The following is a 19,298-nucleotide window of genomic DNA, read 5'->3' on the forward strand; positions in this document are numbered from 1 at the left end:
ACCCCAATTGTTGAAGCCGATACGTAAACCTAAAGGTTAGGCCTAAAGTTAGAATCGCTTTTTCGTTTTTGCTGTAACTTACGGAGAAGTTTAGCTTAATTATCTACTTGATGTTGATGTCGTTACTGATTATGGGAACTCCATCATAGTTTTCTGATAAATCGCGCCGTTGTGGTTCTATGGCGGAACTTTATGGGCAAGTATAAAATTTCGTGTATGACAAATTAAAGATTAGCGTTCAACAAGGTCACGAAATTTGGACGTTGCCTAACTAACTTTAAACTGTTTACTAGTCTACAAACTACTTCTTTTTATTGAATAAAGCATAGTAAAGAAGGGTGATAAAATCAAATTTGATTGGCGTTATTTTTAGGGCTGGTGTGGGTTGATTTGTGGGCTTGTATGGGTTGCCGGATTGAGATCGGCAGGATTGTGCTGAGATATTCTTTACAGCGGAGGTTTAGGGCTTGGGCTAAGCACTAAACCCTCTTCGTCCTTGAGGGGTGAGTGTTAGGGATTTCGGCAACAGGCATGGAGCTTGTGTCGCTAGGGGTAGGGTGAAAGAAGGCTATTAACTGCTGAGGAGTTGGCTGCAAAACGTCACAAATGTAGCGTTTTAACTCAACATACCACTAATTTTTTTGACTAAATCGGCAGGTTTAAAGGGTTTTATCATGTAGGCCGTGATGCCTGCCGTAACGGCTTCTTTAACTTTGCTGCCTTCTGATGAAGAGGTCAGCATAATGAAAGGTGTCCCCGCTATTTTCGGATCGGCTTGTACCGCCTTAAAAAATTCCAGCCCGCTCATGACAGGCATGTTCCAGTCACACACGATGAGGTTGACCCTGACTTTCTGCATAAGTTTTAGGGCTTCTTGCCCGTCCGGTGCATCAAACACATGCGCGAAGCCAGCTTCCCGCAAAATGGCTTTGGTCAAGCTTCGCATGGATAAGACATCATCAACAATCAGGATTTTATTGAGAAATATTTCTTTTGAGTCCATTGTAAATCCCAGTTATCACGTCGTTCAGTAACTGTCAGCCCTTCATTGTGAGGCGGGTGACATAATTATTTATAAGTACAGGCAGAATTGTCCGGCTATGTTAATGCTTTGATGAGTGTCGAACAAGCCCCCGTAGTTCCAAAAATGGCAATTGTTATTTTTAAACGGTTTTGGGTGTTTCTCGCGTGAGCGCCATATTTTTGTTTGCTCCCTGTATGGCGACATTATAGGCTAATCTTGGTAATCTATCTGTAACGCAATGTAATTTACGTTATGAAGTTCACATAAAAGTTGAAGTATTTTCTTGTCATGACAGAAAGATATTTTTTTATTTGTCTTGAAATCAATAAAATACATTCTTTTTTGAAGGCAAAGGAAAGTGCATTAGGGATTGCCAATCATCATGGCTTTTTTGAAATTCGGGCATTTAGCCAATAGGGAGTCGCTATTTTGTTAAAACAGCTCGTTAGGGTTCCCGTTGTTCTTGTTGCCCTATTTTTGCAATTCGTGGCTGTTCTGGGGGTGATGTTTGTAACACATATTTTTACCTTGAAACTGTCACCCATTGCATTTGCCTGTTCTAGTGGGGTGTTTGCCGCTAGTTTTAGTTATATTGCCAAACTCGACAGGTGGTGGTGGTTTATCCAATTTTTATTTCTCCCCGCTCTGGTAGCGGTGTTTGCGCTAAATATTCACCCCAACTTTTTTCTTGTGGCCTTCTTTATCATGTTATTGGTGTTTTGGAACACTTTTCGCACCCAGGTGCCACTGTATTTGTCCAGCGAAAAAGTGTGGCGTGCGTTGGAAAACTTTCTTCCGCAGCCAAAACTGGGCATGGTTTTTTCTTTTGTGGATATTGGTTCAGGTTTGGGCGGTGTTTTGACGCATCTGGCGAACAGTCGTCCTGACGGAAATTATTACGGTATTGAATCAGCCCCGTTGCCTTTCTTGTGGAGTTGGTTGAGGTTTCGTTTGGGTGGTTACCGCCAATGCCAGGTATATTGGGGCGATCTATGGAATTGCGACCTTTCCCATTACGATGTGGTGTTTGCGTATCTTTCACCCGCGCCGATGGAACGGTTATGGCGGAAGGCGCAAGCGGAAATGCGCTCTGGGACGGTTTTTATCAGCAGTACTTTTGCTGTGCCTGGACATGTACCTGTTGAGGTTGTCAGCATAGACGATTTGCATCAATCCACTTTATTGGTGTGGCGGATGTAACAGCAATGCCGTGGGGTTGAGCGGTTGTTTTCTTTCCTCTAGGGAAGGTTGCGGATTCTCTATCCGTTGCCATACTTCCCCTATCCTTGGAGGGCAAAGCTTAGGATGAGCGTAGGCATTTTCCTTATTTATTTTCCCCTCACCCCAGCCCTCTCCCGCAGGGAGAGGATTACTTCCTGCCTTAAGCTTGGCAAGTTCCGTTCTAATGCTTTTCAGGCTCAGGAGCGGGTTTGGCTTCGGCATCAGCCGCTGGTTTTTCTGGTGTTCCAGCCGGTTCATGCGTTTCGGCTGGTGGAGGTGCGGATTCAGGCTGGGGAGCAGATTCTGTACCTGCTGGTATTTCAGTCGGTGGAGCTTTGGTTTGATGTTCGGCTTCCGTCGGGGTTGTCGGCTCGGGTTTAGGTCCAGTCTCCCCAACTACGGGTTTTTCAGTAGGTTTTTCTGGCGTTGTCGATGGCTCATGGGCCTTGGTTTCAGGCGCATCATGCGGGGCTGCGGCATCTGTGGGCTGGTGTTCGTCGCCGCCCTCTTTAGTTCCATGAGCGGGCGCTTCCACTGGTGCCGGTGCTTTTTCATCTGTGGCAGCAGGCATATTTCCCGACGAAGCCTCCAGTATTTTCTTCTCTGCTTTTTTGTTCATCACTATGATGGAAATCCGCCTGTTCATCGGGTCTAGCGGATCTTTCTTGTTAAAATGAATACTGTCTGACAGGCCGGCAACTCGGATAATCTTATCCTCCCCAAGGCCGCCCTGGGTCAATACAAAGCGGGCGGCATTCGCACGTTCGCTGGAAAGCTCCCAGTTGGTGTATTGCTTCCGGTTGCCTGAAAAGGGCTGCGAATCAGTATGCCCATTGATGGTGATCCGGTTAGGCAAGCTGTTGATGACTGGGGCAAGTGCGCTCAGGATAGTCCTGATTTGAGGTTCGGTTTCCGAACTGCCGGTTTTGAACATGGGCTTATTCTTGCTGTCAACAATTTGTACACGCAAGCCTTCGTCCGTAATTTCAAGCTTGATTTGATCTTTGGCTTCGGACAGCTTAATGTCGTCCTTAATCATTTTTTCGATTTTTTCTTTTAGTTTTGCCAAATTTTTCTTTTCTTCTTTTTCCGCGATAAGTTCCAAATCGGTAGTGGCTTCTTTCCCTTGTATTTCAGAAAGCGAACCACTGGTTCCGGGCGGTGGCGCTGTACCTTTACTGGATTCTTCGGCTTTATAAGGGTTTTGAAAATATTCGGAAATACCTTTTTTGGTTTCTTCGGTCGTTGACCCTAACAGCCACATCAACAGGAAAAAGGCCATCATGGCAGTGACGAAATCAGCATAAGCCAATTTCCACGCGCCGCCATGATGCTCCTGGCCTTTCTTTTTGATTATTTTTTTGATGATGGGTTGTTCGGCCATAATGGTGTTTGTTAACCTTCGGCTGGTTTATTTTTGTGGGCTTTCAGCTGTTCGTCCAATTCAGCAAAAGTGGGACGCAGATTGGAAGGGATCATCGCCCGCATATATTCTGCGGTCATCGTGGGCGATATGGCATTCGCGCAGCATAACAGGCCTTTTTGGGTGCATTTATAGGCATTTCCGAGGGCTTCTAATCGGTCTTCCATGACACTGGAGACAGGCGATATAAAGCCGTAAGCCAGCAAAATGCCCAAAAATGTCCCGACCAGCGCGGCTGCGATCAATTTGCCCAATTCGGCGGGCGGCAAACTTACCGATTCCATGGTGTGCACGACACCCAATACGGCGGCGACGATCCCAAAAGCAGGCATACCGTCAGCCAGGCCTTTGACAGCCTTGATCGGGCCATGACCTTCTTCGTGATGTGTTTCGAGAGCTTGGTCCATCAGGTCTTCTAATACATGCGCCTCAATGCCGGTGACCATTAAGCGCAGGTTGTCGCGGATAAATTCCATCAGGTGATGGTCTTTCATGACTTTGGGCGAAAAAATGGTTTCGATTTCCGGGCCGTCAATGACGTCTTCCAATGACAATAAGCCCTCTTTGCGTATTTTGCTGGAAAGGGTGTTAAATGACATTAACAACTCAAGATAAAAAGCCTTGTCGCAAGGGGCGCCTTTTAATGTCCCTGTTCCTTCCTTCAGTGAGGCCTTTATGACGTGCATGGAGTTGCCACACACAAACGCTCCTAAGGCGGCGCCAATGATAATGACAAATTCAAAGGGTTGGAACAAGACGGCCGGATGTCCGCCTCCCCCGATAAATCCGCCCATGATTGCCCCAATGATCAGCACATAGCCCACAATAACTAACATAAATTCCTCTAAAGAAACGGTTGGATACGGCACACAAATGTTCACCCGATGAAAAAATTCCAGGCCACTCTGCGTAAATATAGTAGTTCAAAAAAATTTTGTCTTTTTTAATATGAAGAGGTAATTTCCAGGTGAAGGGTTTTTAAAGCAATTGGCACTTTATAAGATGGCGCTAATCTTTAATGCTTAAAGAAATGCATTTTCTACTTGTGTTTTACATTAAAGTTTTTCGTTGGGCTGTCGATAACAGGTACAATGAAACCATATTTAGGAGTTTGACATGGCTATCGAATCAATTACAGGCAGAACGCGTGTGCCCATTGCCACCAAAGCAGTTCCAAAAACTGAAATGGATGGTGGGAATAAAGCGGCAAAGCAAGCCGAAAAGAGCGACAGTATTGCAATTACCGGTATAGCGCAAGGGATAAAAAAGGCCTTTGAATCTTCATCTTCTGGTGCTATTGTTGATGCAGAACGGGTCGCGTCTGTGAAAAAAGCCATTGCTGAGGGTAGTTACCAGGTTAATGCCGAAAGGATTGCAGACAAAATGATGCAATACGAAAACTTAACCCCACAAAATAAATAAGCAGGGAAATGGTAGAAAAAACTTGGCCTATTGCGGAAAAGCTGATCATTAATACCCTGGATTTGACCAGACAGCTTCATCGCCAATTTGTCCAAGAAGCGGATATGCTTAAGGATTCCCCGCAGCCTGAATTGCTTGATGCTATTACCGCCAACAAACGACAGTTGTTGAGTCAGCTAGAACAATTTAATCAGCAATGCGGCCAAATTTTGGCAACTGAAAAGTTGCCCAATAATCGGGATGGGTTTAAGGTGTATTTCCAACGGGCGGAAGCGGAAGGATTGCCGACGACCGAGACATTTAAGAATTGGTCGCAAATTCAGCTTCTATGTTCCGAGTGCAAGGCGCTGAATGAACAAAATGGCGCAAGCATCGAACTGTTGGCCCAACATACTAAACGGTCACTGGACATATTGAAAGGTAAGCCATTCAGTTCAAACACCTATGGGCGGGACGGTATAACCAAAAGCGATCCGGTCACCCATACCCTAACTTTTTATTTGTAAGGCATTCTTGAATCAAGAATGCCTTGCTTGTGCCTATTTCCCCGGTTAAGCTTCAAGCGCATTGATTGTTGAAGATCTACAATATCTAAAAATACCTGAAAAATAGTAGGTTGTCGCACTATGGAACATGAATCCGCATTTATCATCCGAAACCCTGCACAAATTATCAACAAGCTATCCCTGTTGCTTAAAAATAAACGCCTGATTACGGTGTACTTTGGCGATAAGAAAGATTCATTCGTTTCCACATTACTGGATGTGGACAAGAAAGATAAGATTTTAATTTTTGATGGTTGTAAGGAGGAATTAGCCGAACAATTACTGAGTAGCCCAAAAATTATTTGTAATACGGAACATTTAGGCGCAAAAGTCGTTTTTAATCTGACAGATTTGGTGCCGATTAATTACCAAAGTAAGCTGGCGTTCACCGCACCGATGCCGGAAATGATGCGTTGGATAGAACACAGGGAGTTTTTTCGGTTAAGGGCACCTTATGCAACGCCTAGTCATTGCGTATTAACGATTAAAGATAAAGAACCTGTCAAACTTAAGTTATACGATATCAGCCTTCGCGGTTTTTCCATGTTGAATACGTCCGAAGAGATTTCTGAGCTTATGATCCCCGAGGCCCATTTTGAAAAAATTAAGCTCGAATTAGAAGGTGTTGGTGAATGCGTCGTTTCTTTTGAGGTCAGGAACAAGTGCGTCATCAATTCTGATAAAGCAAACAGTTTGGAAAAAATAGGCTGCAAATTTACCCGCCTCGCCCCCTCAATTGAAGACACCATCCAGCGTTATATGTTGCAGGTTGAAAGGGAAATACTTAAAAAGAAAGAAATGGGAACGGTACTTTTTTGACCGCCAAACCTAATCGTTAGGCGACAACTGCCAAAACGCTATTATGAAGAATAGGTTTTGCGCGAAATTCCCGATGTTGGCGGAAAATTCAGGCGTTACTCGTATTGCCGGGATTGTTTCGTCCTAGCCTGGACGCGCGTTCATCTTGCGCCAATTGCTCAAACTTACTTTCCTGCTTTATTTCAGTCGCCAGGGCAGAATCGTAAACTTTTTTTAGGCTTTCGGTGCGGTTGTGCATGTTCTCCCAGATTTTTCTTTTCGCCGCCAAATCAGCCCTGCTCTGATCCAGGGAGAGCTCCTGGCCGGCTATTGCCGTGTCCAACTTATCCATAAAGGATCTGAATTCAAGCAACTGTCCTACATTGGCGCCTACGTTTCCTAGTTGATTGAACTTATCTTGATAGTCCATCCGATATTTCTTTAAGCCGTCCACTTGCGCTTGCATAGCCGTCAATTTACGTTGGGATGCGCCCAACACTTCCAATTGATTTTTTTCTTGCGCCGCTTTAATCTCGACTATTGTTTTGATCCGTTGGGATTTTTTTATCATGATTTTGTTGCCTTTATGCCTAACAGAATGCCTAGCTCTTGTAAACTACGCTCAAAATCAACGGCTTCATCCATATCTTGTTGCAAAAAATCCACAATAGCAGGGTTTTTGTCGATGGCTTGGTCGATCCGGCGGTCAGAACCCGGCTGATAAGCGCCTACACTAATCAGGTCGCGGTTTTGTTGATATAGGGAATACATCCGTCTTATATCCCGTGCCATTTGCATATGGCCGGTTTCAACAATGTCCGGCATGACGCGGCTGACTGATGCCTCTATGTCGATAGCCGGGAAATGCCCCGATTCCGCCAAGCTTCTGGAGAGTACAATATGTCCGTCCAATACCCCGCGTGCGGCATCGGCAATCGGGTCATTGGTGTCGTCCCCTTCTGCCAGCACGGTATAAAATGCGGTGATTGAGCCGCCGCCGACATTGGCATTGCCAGCGCGTTCGACCAAGTGCGGCAGTTTTGCAAAAACCGAAGGCGGGTAACCTTTGGTGGCGGGTGGTTCGTCGATTGCCAACGCAATTTCGCGGTGTGCCTGCGCGAAGCGGGTTAATGAATCCATCAGCAGCAATACATCCAGCCCTTGGTCGCGAAAATATTCGGCAATACTGGTTGCGAGCAACGCGCCATGTACCCGCATCAAGGGCGGGCAGTCGGCGGGGGTAGCTACAACGACAGAGCGTTTAAGCCCGTCTTCGCCCAGGATTTTCTGGACGAATTCGTTAACTTCTCGGCCTCGCTCACCAATTAAGCCCACTACGACAATATCGGCATTGGTGAATTTGGTCATCATGCCCAACAGGATACTTTTACCTACACCTGTGCCGGCGAACAACCCCATACGTTGACCACGACCCACACAAAGCAGGGAGTTAATCGCCCGTACACCAACGTCCAATGGTTCGCGAATAGGTTTTCTGGACAAAGGATTAATCGGGGTGCCATTGAGCGAAATCTGGGCATCGGTTTTAAGTGCGCCTTTGTCGTCCAGGGGATTGCCGGCACCATCCAGGACGCGGCCCAATAAGCCAAATCCAACTCGCGCTAAACTGTTTTTACCCAGCGGGATGACGCGGCAGTCGGGTTCTAGCCCGTGCAGTTCGCCAGCAGGCATCAAAAATACCCGTGACCCTGAAAAACCGACGACTTCGGCTTCTATCGACCTGCCATTTTTTGTCTCGATTCGGCAACGCGAGCCGATAGCCGCACGGCATCCGACCGCTTCCAATGTCAAACCCACCATACGGGACAGTTTGCCTTCAACGATTAGCTCGGTGGATTCCGTCAATTTTTCGGAGTAGGGCCTTAATTGGCTTACCCAACTTTGTGATCTATTGGCAGCCGGGATCATAGGTGTTTGTCCCGCTCCCGTTCACCGCCTAATATTGTCGCAACAACAGCCGCTAACCTGTTTTCTACCGTCGCGTTGACATGGGAAACATCGGTGTCGACTCTGCATCCACCCCGGGTAATCAAGGGGTCTTCAGTTATGCCCCAAGGCGTTGACATTTCATCAAGGGACAACACTGAGCGGACTAACCCGGCATCTTCTGGGTGCAAATACAACATGATTTTTTGCGACGATAACGGTAATACGTTAATCGCTTCGCGTACGGCGGCGATTACTTGCCCTGGGTCAAGTTTGATTTCACGACGAATAATTTGGGTAGCAATGGCGATAGTGAGTTTGACCAATTCATTTTCGACTTCTTCATCCAGGGTCTTGAATGGCTCGCTTAATGACTTCATAAGGCTGATAAATTCATTCGCTTTTTGGTTCAGCAATTCGACATTGTCTTCATAACCTTTCCTCGCACCGTCCTTTAGCCCTTGCTCAAAGCCTTGCTGAAAGCCTTCATCTTTCCCTTGGGCAAAAGCTTCATCGTAGGCTTGCTTTTGCATGGACTCAATTTCGTTTACCGTCAACTGCGGCATTGACGAGGATGGGTTGCCGACCATTTCCCCTGATTTTGGGACATCAGGCAAACGCCAGACATTTAAGGCTTCCAATTCAGATTCGGAGAAATCGATGCCTTTAGATGAGCTCATCGCCTTCCTCTACGCTAAATATGATGATGCCTGAATCCATCAATTGTTTCGCAATACTCAATATTTCTTTTTGGGATTTTTCTACGTCACTTAATTTGGCTGGCGGTGAAGCCTCCAGGTCGTCCCTCAGTATTTCTGCGGCGCGTTTGGACATATTGGCGTATATTTTCTCTTTGAGTTCATCGCTTGAACCACGTAACGCCAATAATAACAGTTCAGTCGGAACTTCGCGCAACAAGGTCTGCATGTCGCTTCCGGACAAGGAGGTGAGGTCTTCAAAGACGAACATTTTGTCCTGAATTTTGGTTGCCAATTCAGCATCGCTTTCAGAAATTTTCTTCAATACAAGATTGCTGGCACTGCCGTCCATAAAGTTAAGGATGCTAGCGGCCGCTTCAATCCCGCCGATGGTGGTTGCCTTGACAGCTACGCTGCCGCTTAGTTGCTTTTCCATAATGGCATCCAGTTCACGCAATGCGCCGGGTTGTACGCCTTGCATGGTTGCGATCCGCAACATCAGGTCGGATCGGATGTGTTCGGGTATGCGCTGCATGACTTCAGCGGCCTTGTCATTGCCCAGCATGGACAGGATAATCGCGCCGATTTGCGGGTGTTCCAAGCGCACCAAATCTGAAATTGATTTGGGGTCCAAGTACTTCAATTGTTCGATGCCCTTGCTCTCGGTGCTCAAAAAGATGCGCTCAATGACGCTGGTCGCTTTATCTTCGCCCAAAGACTGGATCAACACACTGCGAATATAACCGTCCGAATCAACACCCAAGGACGTCTGGTGCTTTACCGCAGGAATCACTTCCCCCAGCACGACGTTAATCATATCCGGCGAAATGTCCCTCAACCGCGCCATAGAGTAGCCGATAAGTTGGACTTCCCTGGCATCCATGTGTTTTAGAACGGCGGAGGCCCTCTCTTCCCCCAATGCAAACAATAAGAGGGCGGCACGATCGGCTTGGGACATCTCTTCCATGTCGTTACCTCACCCATCTCTTGAGGACTTGGGCGACTAATTGGGGATCCTTGTCGACAACGCTCTGCAAATATTCCAATCGCCTTCCATAGGTGGGTGGGACATCCACCAGCAATAAATCTTCGATGTCATGCGGCAATGCAAGTGTCCCTTGTTGTTGGTGGTTAAGGGAGGCGACAGCTTTGCCGTTTTGGTCGTATACCAGTTCACCTAATGCTGCCCTTAATTCGTCCTCAGTTACCGGAGATCCCTTTTTTATTCCAGAAAGGTTACGCATGGCAGGCCTCAGTACTCCGAGCAGTATAAACACCACCACCAATATGGCACCGACTTGTTTCAACAGGTTAAGCACCCAGTCCTGTTTCCATAACGGGGGTTCGGGCAAGGTTTCAGGGGCTTCCGGTGCCTTGAAAGCGACGTTAGTGACAGTGACTTGGTCGCCACGGGCGTTATCGAAGCCTACGGCCTGTTTCACCAAGTCAGTAAAGCGGGTGATTTCTTCTGGCTTATAAGGTTGGGCAGTCACTTTGCCATCCGCCTGGGTTATACGTTTGTCATCAACGACCACTGCAACGGACAGTCTACGCAATGAGCCTGTCGCCATACGGGTATGGGTGATCGTTTTATCGACTTCAAAGTTCCTGGTCGCATTTTTTGCAGTTGAACCGGACGCAGAAGCGGTTTCAGCTGACGGATTGACTGCAGGCGAGGGTGCCGTACCGGATGCAGGTGTCGTTTCCGGGGCTGCTGCGGCGGCTGTTGGCTGATTAGACAATGCACCTGGGACACCTTGTGTGGCAGGCATTTTGTTTTGCTCTTCCGATGTTTGTTCGCTCCGCAACACGGATGATTTTGGGTCGAACAACTCCTGGGTTTTGTCGGTCTCCGTAAAATCAACATCGGCTGAAACCTGTACACGCACGCCATCGCCCACCATAGGGGACATAATGTTACCAATCCGCTCCATCAGGTGTTCTTCGATATTTTTCTTGTACTCAAATTGTTTAGTGGTCAAATTGCTGACAGATGATGAATCCCTACTGTTCAACAGGTGCCCTTTTTGGTCTACAACCGTGACTTGGTCGGCATCAAGTTGGGGCACGCTGGAAGACACCAGATGAATAATCGATTCAATCTGACCTTTGTCTAACGACCTGCCTTGGTATAAGTTGACGACAACAGAGGCGCTGGGCTTTTTGCGGTCGCGCATAAATACCGACTGCTGGGGGATTGCCAATAACACCCGCGCGGTTTTTACGCCTTGAATGGCCATAATGGTTTGTGCGATTTCACCTTCCAACGCGCGTTGGAAGCGAACCAGTTCAACACTTTTGCTGGAACCGAAACCTTGGTCCTTATCCAACAATTCATAGCCTACGCTATTGCTTTTAGGCAGCCCTACTGCCGCCAGTTTGAGCTTAATTTGATTGATTTCATCGGTCGGCACCATAATCGCACCGGAGCCGTTTTCAACCTTATACTTGATGTTTTGCGTGTTTAGGACTTCAAGGATTTCGGTCACATCCTTTTCGCCAATTTCGGCGTATAAACGGCTATAACTCGATTCTTGGGACCACAGTACGATAGCGACACCGATAGCGACGCTAAACGCCAATCCTAGCATCAGGCCAAGTTGCCGTGCTATCGGCAATTCGGACAAGCCTTTGACAGCAGGATGGGCGTTGCTTTTTGCTGTCAATACTTGTTGTATGCCCTTGGTTTCGGCTAAATTCTTACCGGGTTTTTCGCTCATTTTCTAATCACTATGTGTCAAATTGCAGATTGCCAACTACATTGGCATATTCATAACATCTTTATAAGCTTCGACCAATTTATTTCTGACTTGTAGTGTAGCTTGAAAAGAAACATTCGCTTTTTGGGATTCCACCATGACCTCAGCTAAGCTAATATTGGATGCGCCTGATTCAAAGGCATCAACCATTCTCCCTGCTCGTTGTTGCGTTTCGTTAACGGAAGCGAGTGATTGTTGCAGCAATGACGAAAAATCAGTGCTGCCGCCTGTTTCCTGGACGGGCTTGCCTGCCGCTTGCAGCGACAATGACCGCATCTGGTTTAAAATATGGTTTACATTGATGTCACTCATGGGTTTACCTAATGGACTCTCATAATCAATGACAATTAATAAGCATTAATTATGCCATGTGTAAAAATGGTAAAATTACCCCCAAATTGCTTCTGTATAAAATATAACTGGCTGTTTTTGTTTAGTTAACAAAATATATCAGGCTGTCAAAAGATTGACGCGGATCGGATTTTCCGACTGGAGTATACGGGTGTCAATTATTCGTCATTCTAGGCCCGTACGTCAAAGCATTCGTTGTGGCCCCGATACGCTTCATCTTTATTAGTTATAGCCCGTTTCACCATAAAGGCAAATGCGGTTACGGTCAGGTTTTTTGGCTTGGTACATGGAGTGGTTTGCGTGCTGCAACAATCTAGCCGGTTCGCTGCTGTCAGTAGGAAATATCGTAACGCCGATGCTTGCACCCACAGTTGCTTCAGTTGAACCATCTAATGGGATGGGTAAGTTGAGGGAGTTGATGATGTGTAGCAATATGAACTGATAGTTATCGCGATTTTCGAGAGAATTCAACCAAAAAAGGATCGACAATAATGAAAGCCAGCAAATAATTATTTATAATGCCCGGCAACCCCCAAACTTCGTAATCAAAAAACAAAAAATGCTATCTACACTTTATACGATTGCCTTCTTTCTTTCATTTCTTGTTTGGATTCTATACAGGAGCGGTGATAAGACGGTAATATGCCCCCGATGTTCAAAGAAAAACACACTTTCGAGGATGGTTTGTAATAACTGTGGAAATGTAGGGCTAAGGTTAAATCGCCTGGGGACAATCAATCACGTTTTCTGTAAAAAATGTAAGTCCCATATATTTTTAACGTCCTGCAAGTGTGGGTGTGATATTGGGCCGTTAATGAGGGGATAAGTTATTTCTTGGTTAACGCTCTAAATTGTATTTTCGCAATTTTTCGACCAAGGTCGTACGGCGCATGTTCAAGCGCTTGGCGGCATGGGCGACTACCCCGCTGCATTCAATCAACGCTTGGCGGATGAGGTCACCTTCCAGGACATTCAGGTATTCCTTCAAGTCTATGCCTTCTGTGGGTAACTGAGCTAAGGCAGGCGAGCTGTCTATGCTGTCATTGACGTCGATTTTTTCCAATAACTCGGAGATGTCGTCTGAATCAGATAGCTGGGCTGGACTCCTTGTTTCGCTTATCCCTTTATATTGTTGAAATTTTTCCGGCAAATTTGACACATCTACCCGCTCATCTGGGTGAATGATAGCCATCCTTTCGATTAAATTGGCGAGCTCCCTGATGTTGCCCGGCCATTCATATTGCATCAGGGCATTTAGGGCCGCTTTAGTAAACTGCACGGAACCACGGTTAGCCGATTCCATACAGGAAATAATGTCCTCCACCAGTAAAGGCAAATCCTCAATCCTTTCCCGCAATGGAGTGACTTCAATAGGGAAAACATTCAAGCGATAAAACAAGTCTTCCCGAAACCGATTGGCTTTTATCTCCTCACTAAGGTGTCGATGGGTGGCTGCAATAACCCGGACATCACAGTGCATGGTTTTATTGCTGCCCACGCGCTCAAAAGTGCGTTCCTGTAACACGCGTAACAATTTGACCTGCATGGGCATGGGCATGTCGCCAATCTCATCAAGGAACAACGTGCCGCCTTCCGCCATCTCAAAGCGGCCTTGCCTTACGCCTAATGCACCCGTAAAAGCCCCTTTTTCATGGCCGAACAATTCGCTTTCCAGCAGTTCGGCAGGGATCGCCCCGCAGTTAATGGGGACAAACAATTTTGGCCGTCGTAAGGAAGCGTCGTGCACTGCCCGGGCAATAATTTCTTTGCCCGTACCGGATTCGCCCAGGATTAAGACATTCGCGTCCGTTTTGGCAACCTGCGCTATCGATTTGCGGATGTTGGCAATCGCCTTGCTATTGCCTTTCAAACGATCTTGGGCGGAAAAACGGCGGTCATATCCCCTCCGATCGGTGAAGCCCCTTCTACGTTCGGTGATGTTTTCTTCCGGTGTTTGCTCTTGGCCGGAATCTTGAACGCCAAATGTGGCCGAAATTTTATCGGTAATCCGCTTTAGGGCAGGGTAGGTGGCGGGGTACTCCAGTGCTTGAAATATGTTGTCATCGAGTGCTGCTGAATCCTGGGGTGAAGTGTCTTTTTCAATGATTAAGACGACCGGTATTTTACTTGGCTTATGGGTAATATCCTTAATGATGGTTGCGTGGTTGGTTAAGTCGTGAGCGACAAAAACGCCAAACAACTGATCGAGTTCGCTGATAGAAGCGTCATAACTGGCTGAGTCGGCGATTTTTACGCGATACTCCATAAACTGGAGAATCGTCTCAAGATTCTGGGATCTTGCTTTATTGTCATCAACTAACAGGATGTAAGGCAATGCCATTGGTTACACTCATTACTCAAAATATAAATGCGGTCGATATTCAGGCTGGAAACCAGCCTTCAAGAATAACTGTCGTCCTTATCAATATGCCATTGCCGCTTAAAGATAACAGCCCAACTTTAAGATACGATGCAGAACGGCTGATAGGGGTTTGGATGGTATTATTGAAGCCAATCTTGTCATTTGCCAGTTGCTTGCATGCGCTTGTCTCAACAACCATTGTGCAAAGAACATTCTTTCCCCAGAGGATTTTTTAGGATTCCCTATTTCGATATAGGATCGTCAATCAATTGGCTCATAGCCGAATATTATCGGCTACCCCTCTGGTCTAGTTGGCAAAATACAATAGCGTTGCATCCTAACTCTAAGAAATATAGCCTAAAACGTCCTTTAATTCCAGGCGAAGTGGATAGTAAAAGATGAAAGTGCCGTGGAAGTGATTTATGGCGGCATCAAGATCCTGGTGATTCTCGAGTGACGCCTAACCGTGTAAGTTGCTCGCCCTTAAGCGGTTAAGGTGAGGTTTTTTCGGGCAACAACGGTAGAGTGGCCAGAAGAAAATTGGGTGCTATACAGTCGCTTTTGACTAAGGATCGGTATAAAAAAGCCAGCAGTTCAGTTACTGGCTTTTGTGTCCTTCAGGTGATTGTGTGTCATGAAACTATGCATACAGGCTCAACAAGCCTTTTCCGACGACAACTTGGTTTAAGCTATTCATTTCCATGCCTGTAACCTCTTCACCGCCTTTTTCGTGATGTTCTGACAGGGTGCGAAACGGGTTGGGCTGTGGTCGGCCTTGGTCTGTGGTGGAGTTTTGGGAAATATTCACATTCACCAAATTGAGTTGCTGGTTGACCAGCATTTCACGTAACTTCGGTATGGAGGCTTCGATAGCTTCCTTGACTTCCAAGTGCTGCGCCGTAAACATGATCGATGCTTGTTGGTCCTTGTTGACATCAATGCGGATGGATATTGGGCCAAGATGTTCCGGGTTTAGCCGGATTTCTGCGGCGGATAAGTCCTTGTTGTTCATCCAAACAATCTGTTCGCCAAGATCCTTGCCCCAATTAGGGTGCGATATCGGTCTTGCTATGGCTGCCTGGATGTCTATCTTGGCATCAATCGGCCTTTGGGCAGGGAGCATATCCGTGGTAATGCCAGGTAACGCTTTTTCCAAGCCGGAAAGGAACGATTGCTTTTCAACTGACGCGGCTTCGCTTGGGAGCTCTCCTGTTGCCAGGGACGCTAAGCCAAGTTGCCCGTCTGGATTGGACTGGCGAGGGGGGGTTGCGAATTGCAAATAGTCTCCTGGTACTGCGTCTGAAACAGGAAGGCTCAGTTTGGCTTCTTCAGGCATAGGCTTTACAAAGACCAGTCCAGTTAACGCCAATGCACCACTCATGTCGACTGTTGGCGCAGTTGCCGCCGCCGCTTCGGGGGCAATAGTGGGCGTATGGGTTGTGGGTATGTCGGTTAATGTTGGCAAAGCCGCTGCTGCGTCAGCAGACGCACTGTCTGCAAACGGTTCAGGCAAATATTTTTCGAACAAAGCGATCAGGTCTTTTTGGTCAGCCGTGCTTTTTTGCAAATCGTTAGTTTCGGGCAGGCTTTCAACGACCTCTTGCTGCACAGGCAATTCGGCTTGTTCCTTGGTTTTGTCCAATAACTTTTTCTGTCCTTTTAAGGCCATTGCGAAATTATCCGGTGAAGAACCATTCTCAGGCAAAACCTGAGAATCACCCTCAATGGGGCTTTTGCTTGGCAACATTGATATTGAACTTACGCTTTCAACATTCATAATAAATTCTCTTTTCTGCCTGGCTTGACTTAGGATATATTCTTGGTTGAGAGAATATCGTTGTTTTTGGGGAAAAACATAGGCATCAGCCCATATTTTCCTAATTGAAATAACATTAGCACGCTTATCGATATATTTCGCCCCGTTCTTTTTGATTTTATGCGCGAGTTCACAGTTTTTGTTTATTGAAGGACAATAGCCGTAAGACAGGAAGATTTTGCCAATGGCAAATAATAGGGTTATTAGCTCTTGTGTAAAATTATAGTGTCCATTGTTGGATAAAGGAGCTATCCTTTTGAGAAAATAACGAGTAAAAACGATGTCGAAGGACTATTCTTTATTTATTTGTGACCCACAACTTAAGATATGAGTGACTTACTTTCACAGGAAGAAATTAATGCGCTGCTGCAAGGCATGGATGATGGGGAGATTGAAACTGAGGTCGAGAACTTTGAGGACAAGTCGAGTGCTAAAGAATATGATTTTAGCAGTCAGGAAAGGATAGTACGTAGACGTATCCCTACCCTAGAAATGATAAATGAGCGGTTCTCCAAGTCGTTGCGTACATCCCTGTTCAAGTTTTTGCACCGTTCGCCAGAAATTTTCATGTCGGGTATCCAGATTCGGAAATTTTCCGAATACGTGGATGGGCTGCATGTGCCTGCCAACTTGAATATCATCCGGTATTCCCCGCTGCGGGGTAGGGCGATAATAGAGATGGAGCCGTCCTTGATTTTTGCGGTCGTTGACAATTTTTTTGGGGGCGGCGGACAGTTTTATGGCACTTCGGGTGAGGCGCGGGAATTTACCCTGACTGAAATGCGAATTGTCCAGATGCTTCTCGACATGATGTTCAAAAACTTGAAAGAAGCCTGGAAACCGGTAATGGAACTCAATTTTGAATACTTAGGTTCAGAGATCAACCCCAGTTTTGCCAGTATTGTCGGGGCTGAAGACATTGTCATGATTTCTGCGATTAATGTCGCATTGGAAAGCGGTGGCGGTGATATTAAGATTGTCATGCCGTATTCCATGATTGAACCGATTCGGGGCTTATTGGATACCATTGGCGATGATTCTGACGAGTCTGACCTCAGGTGGAAGAATGCCTTACGCAATGAGGTATTGAGGGCATCGGTGCCGGTGAACGGTTTTTTGGTGGAAAAGAAAATATCCATCGGCGACGTGCTCCGTTTTAAGAAGGGCGACGTTATTCCCATTGATATGCCGAAAACGATGCTGCTTAAGGCATCAGGGGTTCCAATTTACTCGGGCAAGGCCTGCGTATCCGAGGGCTATTATGCCATGCAAGTTATTGATAGGGTAAAACTGAGATAAAACTGTAGCGATTTAGTCTTGAACAATATTAGCGTGAAGAAAGATGAGTGAAGAAGAAATTGAAAATGATGAAGAAATTAAGGCGGCTGTGTTCCAACAAGTGGATAAGCAGGAAGAAGTCGACGATTTCTATGCGACCCCGGCAGATGACCTTAACCTTGATGTCATTTTGGATGTACCCGTCACTCTGTCCATGGAAATTGGCCGGACCCAGATTAATATCAGGAATCTTTTGCAGCTAAACCAAGGTTCGGTCGTCGAACTTGACCGGTTTGCCGGGGAGCCATTGGATGTCTTGGTAAACGGTACTTTGGTGGCGCACGGCGAGGTAGTGGTCATCAATGAAAAATTTGGTATTCGCCTGACTGATGTCATCAGTGTGTCGGAACGGGTCAAAAGGCTGGGCTGATGCCTGTAAAAACAAACCTTTTTTGGTTCGTGTTGTTTTGGCTTCCCGTGGGGGTTGCCTTGCCTGGCACCGACATCCCAAAACCCTCCGCCAGGGAAGTCACTTCTGGTGATATTGCCGGATGGGGCATGAGCCTGTTGGTTGTGCTGGGTGTTTTTTTTCTGTGTCTCTGGGGTGTACGAAAGTTGAGTGGATTGACCATCAATGGCACGCAAAAAATGCGGTTGCTCGGCGGGCTGTCTTTAGGGATGCGGGAGAAAGTCATCTTACTGCAAGTAGGGAAGAAGCAACTTATCTTGGGCGTAACGCCGGGTCGCATTGAAACCTTGCTCGTTTTGGAAGGCGAGGATTGCTTGCTAAGGGAAGAATCTTTGTCAACAACTGGGGAAACTGGGTTCACGCAAAGATTGATGCAGGCACTAAATGCCCGTCCTGAACACAGCCGAAGCGGTTCTCCCGATGCGTAGTCGTCTTTTCCTGCAATTTTTATTGATTACCTTTGCCTTTCTATGGATTGAAACACCGGTTTTTGCGGCGGCGGGCATCCAAGCGGTAACGGTCACCACAAATGCCCAAGGCGGACAGACCTATAGCGTAACGCTCCAGATTTTGGCATTAATGACGGCATTGACCGTATTGCCGGCCTTATTGCTGACCATGACTTCGTTCACCCGGATCGTCATCGTATTAAGTTTGCTGCGGCAGGCATTGGGTACAGGTCAAGCGCCCAGTAACCAGGTATTGTTGGGCTTGTCGTTGTTTCTGACGATTTTTATTATGATGCCGGTATTCGACAAGGTGAACACCGATGCCGTCCAGCCTTACCTGGAAGAGAAAATTGATGTCACCACCGCCATGGAAAAGGCTTCGGGGCCGTTCAGGCAATTTATGCTGAAACAAACGCGGGAATCTGACTTGGAAATGTTTATCCGAATTTCCGGCAATGCCGAACTGGAGTCGGCGGCGGATGTGCCGTTTTCGTTATTGATGTCCGCTTTCGTCACCAGCGAATTAAAAACCGCTTTCCAAATCGGTTTCCTGATTTTCCTGCCGTTCCTGATTATCGACCTAGTGGTCGCCAGTGTCCTCATGTCCATGGGGATGATGATGCTGTCGCCGATGATCGTGTCATTGCCGTTTAAGATTATGTTGTTTGTTTTGGCTGACGGTTGGTCGTTAATCATGGAAATGCTGGCGGCGAGTTTTTATGTCAGTTGACAATGG

At 46.6% G+C, this 19,298-nt stretch carries 21 protein-coding genes; 8 read left to right on the plus strand and 13 right to left on the minus strand.

Annotated features, from left to right (window positions below; genetic code table 11):
* Positions 1 to 616: 616 nt before the first annotated feature.
* Complete coding sequence (locus MGMO_RS03445; RefSeq protein ID WP_023493636.1) at positions 617 to 1,003, minus strand: response regulator; 387 nt, start codon at positions 1,001 to 1,003, stop codon at positions 617 to 619.
* Between the two features lie 525 nt (positions 1,004 to 1,528).
* Here MGMO_RS03445 and MGMO_RS03450 point away from each other — a divergent pair.
* Complete coding sequence (locus tag MGMO_RS03450; protein ID WP_200922694.1) at positions 1,529 to 2,224, plus strand: class I SAM-dependent methyltransferase; 696 nt, start codon at positions 1,529 to 1,531, stop codon at positions 2,222 to 2,224.
* Between the two features lie 202 nt (positions 2,225 to 2,426).
* On the opposite strand, the gene motB is transcribed toward MGMO_RS03450, so the two are convergent.
* Positions 2,427 to 3,629 (minus strand): flagellar motor protein MotB, encoded by a 1,203-nt coding sequence (gene motB / locus MGMO_RS03455; protein ID WP_023493638.1) that lies wholly within the window; start codon positions 3,627 to 3,629, stop codon positions 2,427 to 2,429.
* 11 nt (positions 3,630 to 3,640) lie between these two features.
* The gene (gene motA, locus MGMO_RS03460; RefSeq protein ID WP_023493639.1) at positions 3,641 to 4,504 is read right to left on the minus strand and encodes a flagellar motor stator protein MotA; all 864 of its coding nucleotides are present in this window, start codon (positions 4,502 to 4,504) and stop codon (positions 3,641 to 3,643) included.
* A 280-nt stretch (positions 4,505 to 4,784) separates the two neighbouring features.
* On the opposite strand from motA, the gene flgM reads away from it, so the two are divergent.
* The 3 genes from flgM (at position 4,785) to MGMO_RS03475 (ending at position 6,454) form a co-directional block, all read left to right on the plus strand.
* Entirely contained in the window at positions 4,785 to 5,090 is a 306-nt protein-coding gene (gene flgM / locus MGMO_RS03465; protein ID WP_023493640.1) for a flagellar biosynthesis anti-sigma factor FlgM, read from the plus strand.
* 8 nt (positions 5,091 to 5,098) lie between these two features.
* Positions 5,099 to 5,596: a flagella synthesis protein FlgN gene (locus MGMO_RS03470; RefSeq protein WP_023493641.1), complete on the plus strand. Its 498-nt coding sequence runs from the start codon at positions 5,099 to 5,101 to the stop codon at positions 5,594 to 5,596.
* 120 nt (positions 5,597 to 5,716) lie between these two features.
* The gene (locus tag MGMO_RS03475; protein ID WP_023493642.1) at positions 5,717 to 6,454 is read left to right on the plus strand and encodes a flagellar brake protein; all 738 of its coding nucleotides are present in this window, start codon (positions 5,717 to 5,719) and stop codon (positions 6,452 to 6,454) included.
* Positions 6,455 to 6,542: 88 nt separating this feature from the next.
* On the opposite strand, the gene fliJ is transcribed toward MGMO_RS03475, so the two are convergent.
* The 10 genes from fliJ to MGMO_RS03525 all read right to left on the minus strand — a co-directional run bounded on the left by fliJ (position 6,543) and on the right by MGMO_RS03525 (position 16,297).
* Entirely contained in the window at positions 6,543 to 7,004 is a 462-nt protein-coding gene (gene fliJ / locus MGMO_RS03480; protein WP_023493643.1) for a flagellar export protein FliJ, read from the minus strand.
* Positions 7,001 to 8,362 carry a flagellar protein export ATPase FliI gene (fliI, locus tag MGMO_RS03485; RefSeq protein WP_023493644.1) on the minus strand — a complete coding sequence of 454 codons (1,362 nt, stop codon included), beginning with the start codon at positions 8,360 to 8,362 and terminating at the stop codon, positions 7,001 to 7,003. The genes fliJ and fliI overlap by 4 nt, the downstream gene beginning before the upstream one ends.
* Complete coding sequence (locus tag MGMO_RS03490; protein ID WP_023493645.1) at positions 8,359 to 9,060, minus strand: flagellar assembly protein FliH; 702 nt, start codon at positions 9,058 to 9,060, stop codon at positions 8,359 to 8,361. Before MGMO_RS03490 ends, fliI begins: the two co-directional genes overlap by 4 nt.
* Complete coding sequence (gene fliG / locus MGMO_RS03495) at positions 9,047 to 10,045, minus strand: flagellar motor switch protein FliG (RefSeq protein ID WP_023493646.1); 999 nt, start codon at positions 10,043 to 10,045, stop codon at positions 9,047 to 9,049. The genes MGMO_RS03490 and fliG overlap by 14 nt, the downstream gene beginning before the upstream one ends.
* Before the next feature lie 4 nt (positions 10,046 to 10,049).
* Positions 10,050 to 11,798 (minus strand): flagellar basal-body MS-ring/collar protein FliF, encoded by a 1,749-nt coding sequence (gene fliF, locus MGMO_RS03500; RefSeq protein WP_023493647.1) that lies wholly within the window; start codon positions 11,796 to 11,798, stop codon positions 10,050 to 10,052.
* A gap of 36 nt (positions 11,799 to 11,834) precedes the next feature.
* Positions 11,835 to 12,149, minus strand: coding sequence for a flagellar hook-basal body complex protein FliE (gene fliE, locus MGMO_RS03505; RefSeq protein WP_023493648.1), 315 nt, complete (start codon positions 12,147 to 12,149; stop codon positions 11,835 to 11,837).
* Positions 12,150 to 12,410: 261 nt separating this feature from the next.
* On the minus strand, positions 12,411 to 12,659 hold the full coding sequence (locus MGMO_RS03510; protein ID WP_200922695.1) for a diguanylate cyclase domain-containing protein: 249 nt from the start codon (positions 12,657 to 12,659) through the stop codon (positions 12,411 to 12,413).
* Between the two features lie 367 nt (positions 12,660 to 13,026).
* Complete coding sequence (locus tag MGMO_RS03515) at positions 13,027 to 14,529, minus strand: sigma-54 dependent transcriptional regulator (RefSeq protein ID WP_023493649.1); 1,503 nt, start codon at positions 14,527 to 14,529, stop codon at positions 13,027 to 13,029.
* Between the two features lie 40 nt (positions 14,530 to 14,569).
* Positions 14,570 to 14,749 carry a hypothetical protein gene (locus MGMO_RS03520; RefSeq protein ID WP_036306731.1) on the minus strand — a complete coding sequence of 60 codons (180 nt, stop codon included), beginning with the start codon at positions 14,747 to 14,749 and terminating at the stop codon, positions 14,570 to 14,572.
* Positions 14,750 to 15,190: 441 nt separating this feature from the next.
* Positions 15,191 to 16,297 (minus strand): flagellar hook-length control protein FliK, encoded by a 1,107-nt coding sequence (locus tag MGMO_RS03525; protein ID WP_235557222.1) that lies wholly within the window; start codon positions 16,295 to 16,297, stop codon positions 15,191 to 15,193.
* 396 nt (positions 16,298 to 16,693) lie between these two features.
* On the opposite strand from MGMO_RS03525, the gene fliM reads away from it, so the two are divergent.
* Genes fliM through fliP form a run of 4 tightly spaced genes read left to right on the plus strand, consistent with a single transcriptional unit; the run spans position 16,694 to position 19,292 of the window.
* Positions 16,694 to 17,665, plus strand: coding sequence for a flagellar motor switch protein FliM (gene fliM / locus MGMO_RS03530; RefSeq protein WP_023493651.1), 972 nt, complete (start codon positions 16,694 to 16,696; stop codon positions 17,663 to 17,665).
* A gap of 43 nt (positions 17,666 to 17,708) precedes the next feature.
* Complete coding sequence (fliN, locus tag MGMO_RS03535) at positions 17,709 to 18,074, plus strand: flagellar motor switch protein FliN (protein ID WP_023493652.1); 366 nt, start codon at positions 17,709 to 17,711, stop codon at positions 18,072 to 18,074.
* Positions 18,074 to 18,541 (plus strand): flagellar biosynthetic protein FliO, encoded by a 468-nt coding sequence (gene fliO, locus MGMO_RS03540; RefSeq protein WP_023493653.1) that lies wholly within the window; start codon positions 18,074 to 18,076, stop codon positions 18,539 to 18,541. Before fliN ends, fliO begins: the two co-directional genes overlap by 1 nt.
* Positions 18,534 to 19,292, plus strand: a complete 759-nt coding sequence (gene fliP, locus MGMO_RS03545; RefSeq protein ID WP_036306734.1) for a flagellar type III secretion system pore protein FliP — start codon at positions 18,534 to 18,536, stop codon at positions 19,290 to 19,292. Before fliO ends, fliP begins: the two co-directional genes overlap by 8 nt.
* Positions 19,293 to 19,298: the final 6 nt, after the last annotated feature.

This window comes from Methyloglobulus morosus KoM1, from assembly GCF_000496735.2.
In the GTDB taxonomy this organism is placed as follows: domain Bacteria; phylum Pseudomonadota; class Gammaproteobacteria; order Methylococcales; family Methylomonadaceae; genus Methyloglobulus; species Methyloglobulus morosus.

What these genes read in the sequence shown, in the direction of transcription:
- MGMO_RS03445 (WP_023493636.1), bottom strand. Translation starts at nt 1,003, where the DNA reads ATGGACTCAAAAGAAATATTTCTCAATAAAATCCTGATTGTTGATGAT.
- MGMO_RS03450 (WP_200922694.1), top strand. Translation starts at nt 1,529, where the DNA reads ATGTTTGTAACACATATTTTTACCTTGAAACTGTCACCCATTGCATTT.
- motB (WP_023493638.1), bottom strand. Translation starts at nt 3,629, where the DNA reads ATGGCCGAACAACCCATCATCAAAAAAATAATCAAAAAGAAAGGCCAG.
- motA (WP_023493639.1), bottom strand. Translation starts at nt 4,504, where the DNA reads ATGTTAGTTATTGTGGGCTATGTGCTGATCATTGGGGCAATCATGGGC.
- flgM (WP_023493640.1), top strand. Translation starts at nt 4,785, where the DNA reads ATGGCTATCGAATCAATTACAGGCAGAACGCGTGTGCCCATTGCCACC.
- MGMO_RS03470 (WP_023493641.1), top strand. Translation starts at nt 5,099, where the DNA reads ATGGTAGAAAAAACTTGGCCTATTGCGGAAAAGCTGATCATTAATACC.
- MGMO_RS03475 (WP_023493642.1), top strand. Translation starts at nt 5,717, where the DNA reads ATGGAACATGAATCCGCATTTATCATCCGAAACCCTGCACAAATTATC.
- fliJ (WP_023493643.1), bottom strand. Translation starts at nt 7,004, where the DNA reads ATGATAAAAAAATCCCAACGGATCAAAACAATAGTCGAGATTAAAGCG.
- fliI (WP_023493644.1), bottom strand. Translation starts at nt 8,362, where the DNA reads ATGATCCCGGCTGCCAATAGATCACAAAGTTGGGTAAGCCAATTAAGG.
- MGMO_RS03490 (WP_023493645.1), bottom strand. Translation starts at nt 9,060, where the DNA reads ATGAGCTCATCTAAAGGCATCGATTTCTCCGAATCTGAATTGGAAGCC.
- fliG (WP_023493646.1), bottom strand. Translation starts at nt 10,045, where the DNA reads ATGGAAGAGATGTCCCAAGCCGATCGTGCCGCCCTCTTATTGTTTGCA.
- fliF (WP_023493647.1), bottom strand. Translation starts at nt 11,798, where the DNA reads ATGAGCGAAAAACCCGGTAAGAATTTAGCCGAAACCAAGGGCATACAA.
- fliE (WP_023493648.1), bottom strand. Translation starts at nt 12,149, where the DNA reads ATGAGTGACATCAATGTAAACCATATTTTAAACCAGATGCGGTCATTG.
- MGMO_RS03515 (WP_023493649.1), bottom strand. Translation starts at nt 14,529, where the DNA reads ATGGCATTGCCTTACATCCTGTTAGTTGATGACAATAAAGCAAGATCC.
- MGMO_RS03520 (WP_036306731.1), bottom strand. Translation starts at nt 14,749, where the DNA reads ATGGTTGTTGAGACAAGCGCATGCAAGCAACTGGCAAATGACAAGATT.
- MGMO_RS03525 (WP_235557222.1), bottom strand. Translation starts at nt 16,297, where the DNA reads ATGTTGCCAAGCAAAAGCCCCATTGAGGGTGATTCTCAGGTTTTGCCT.
- fliM (WP_023493651.1), top strand. Translation starts at nt 16,694, where the DNA reads ATGAGTGACTTACTTTCACAGGAAGAAATTAATGCGCTGCTGCAAGGC.
- fliN (WP_023493652.1), top strand. Translation starts at nt 17,709, where the DNA reads ATGAGTGAAGAAGAAATTGAAAATGATGAAGAAATTAAGGCGGCTGTG.
- fliO (WP_023493653.1), top strand. Translation starts at nt 18,074, where the DNA reads ATGCCTGTAAAAACAAACCTTTTTTGGTTCGTGTTGTTTTGGCTTCCC.
- fliP (WP_036306734.1), top strand. Translation starts at nt 18,534, where the DNA reads ATGCGTAGTCGTCTTTTCCTGCAATTTTTATTGATTACCTTTGCCTTT.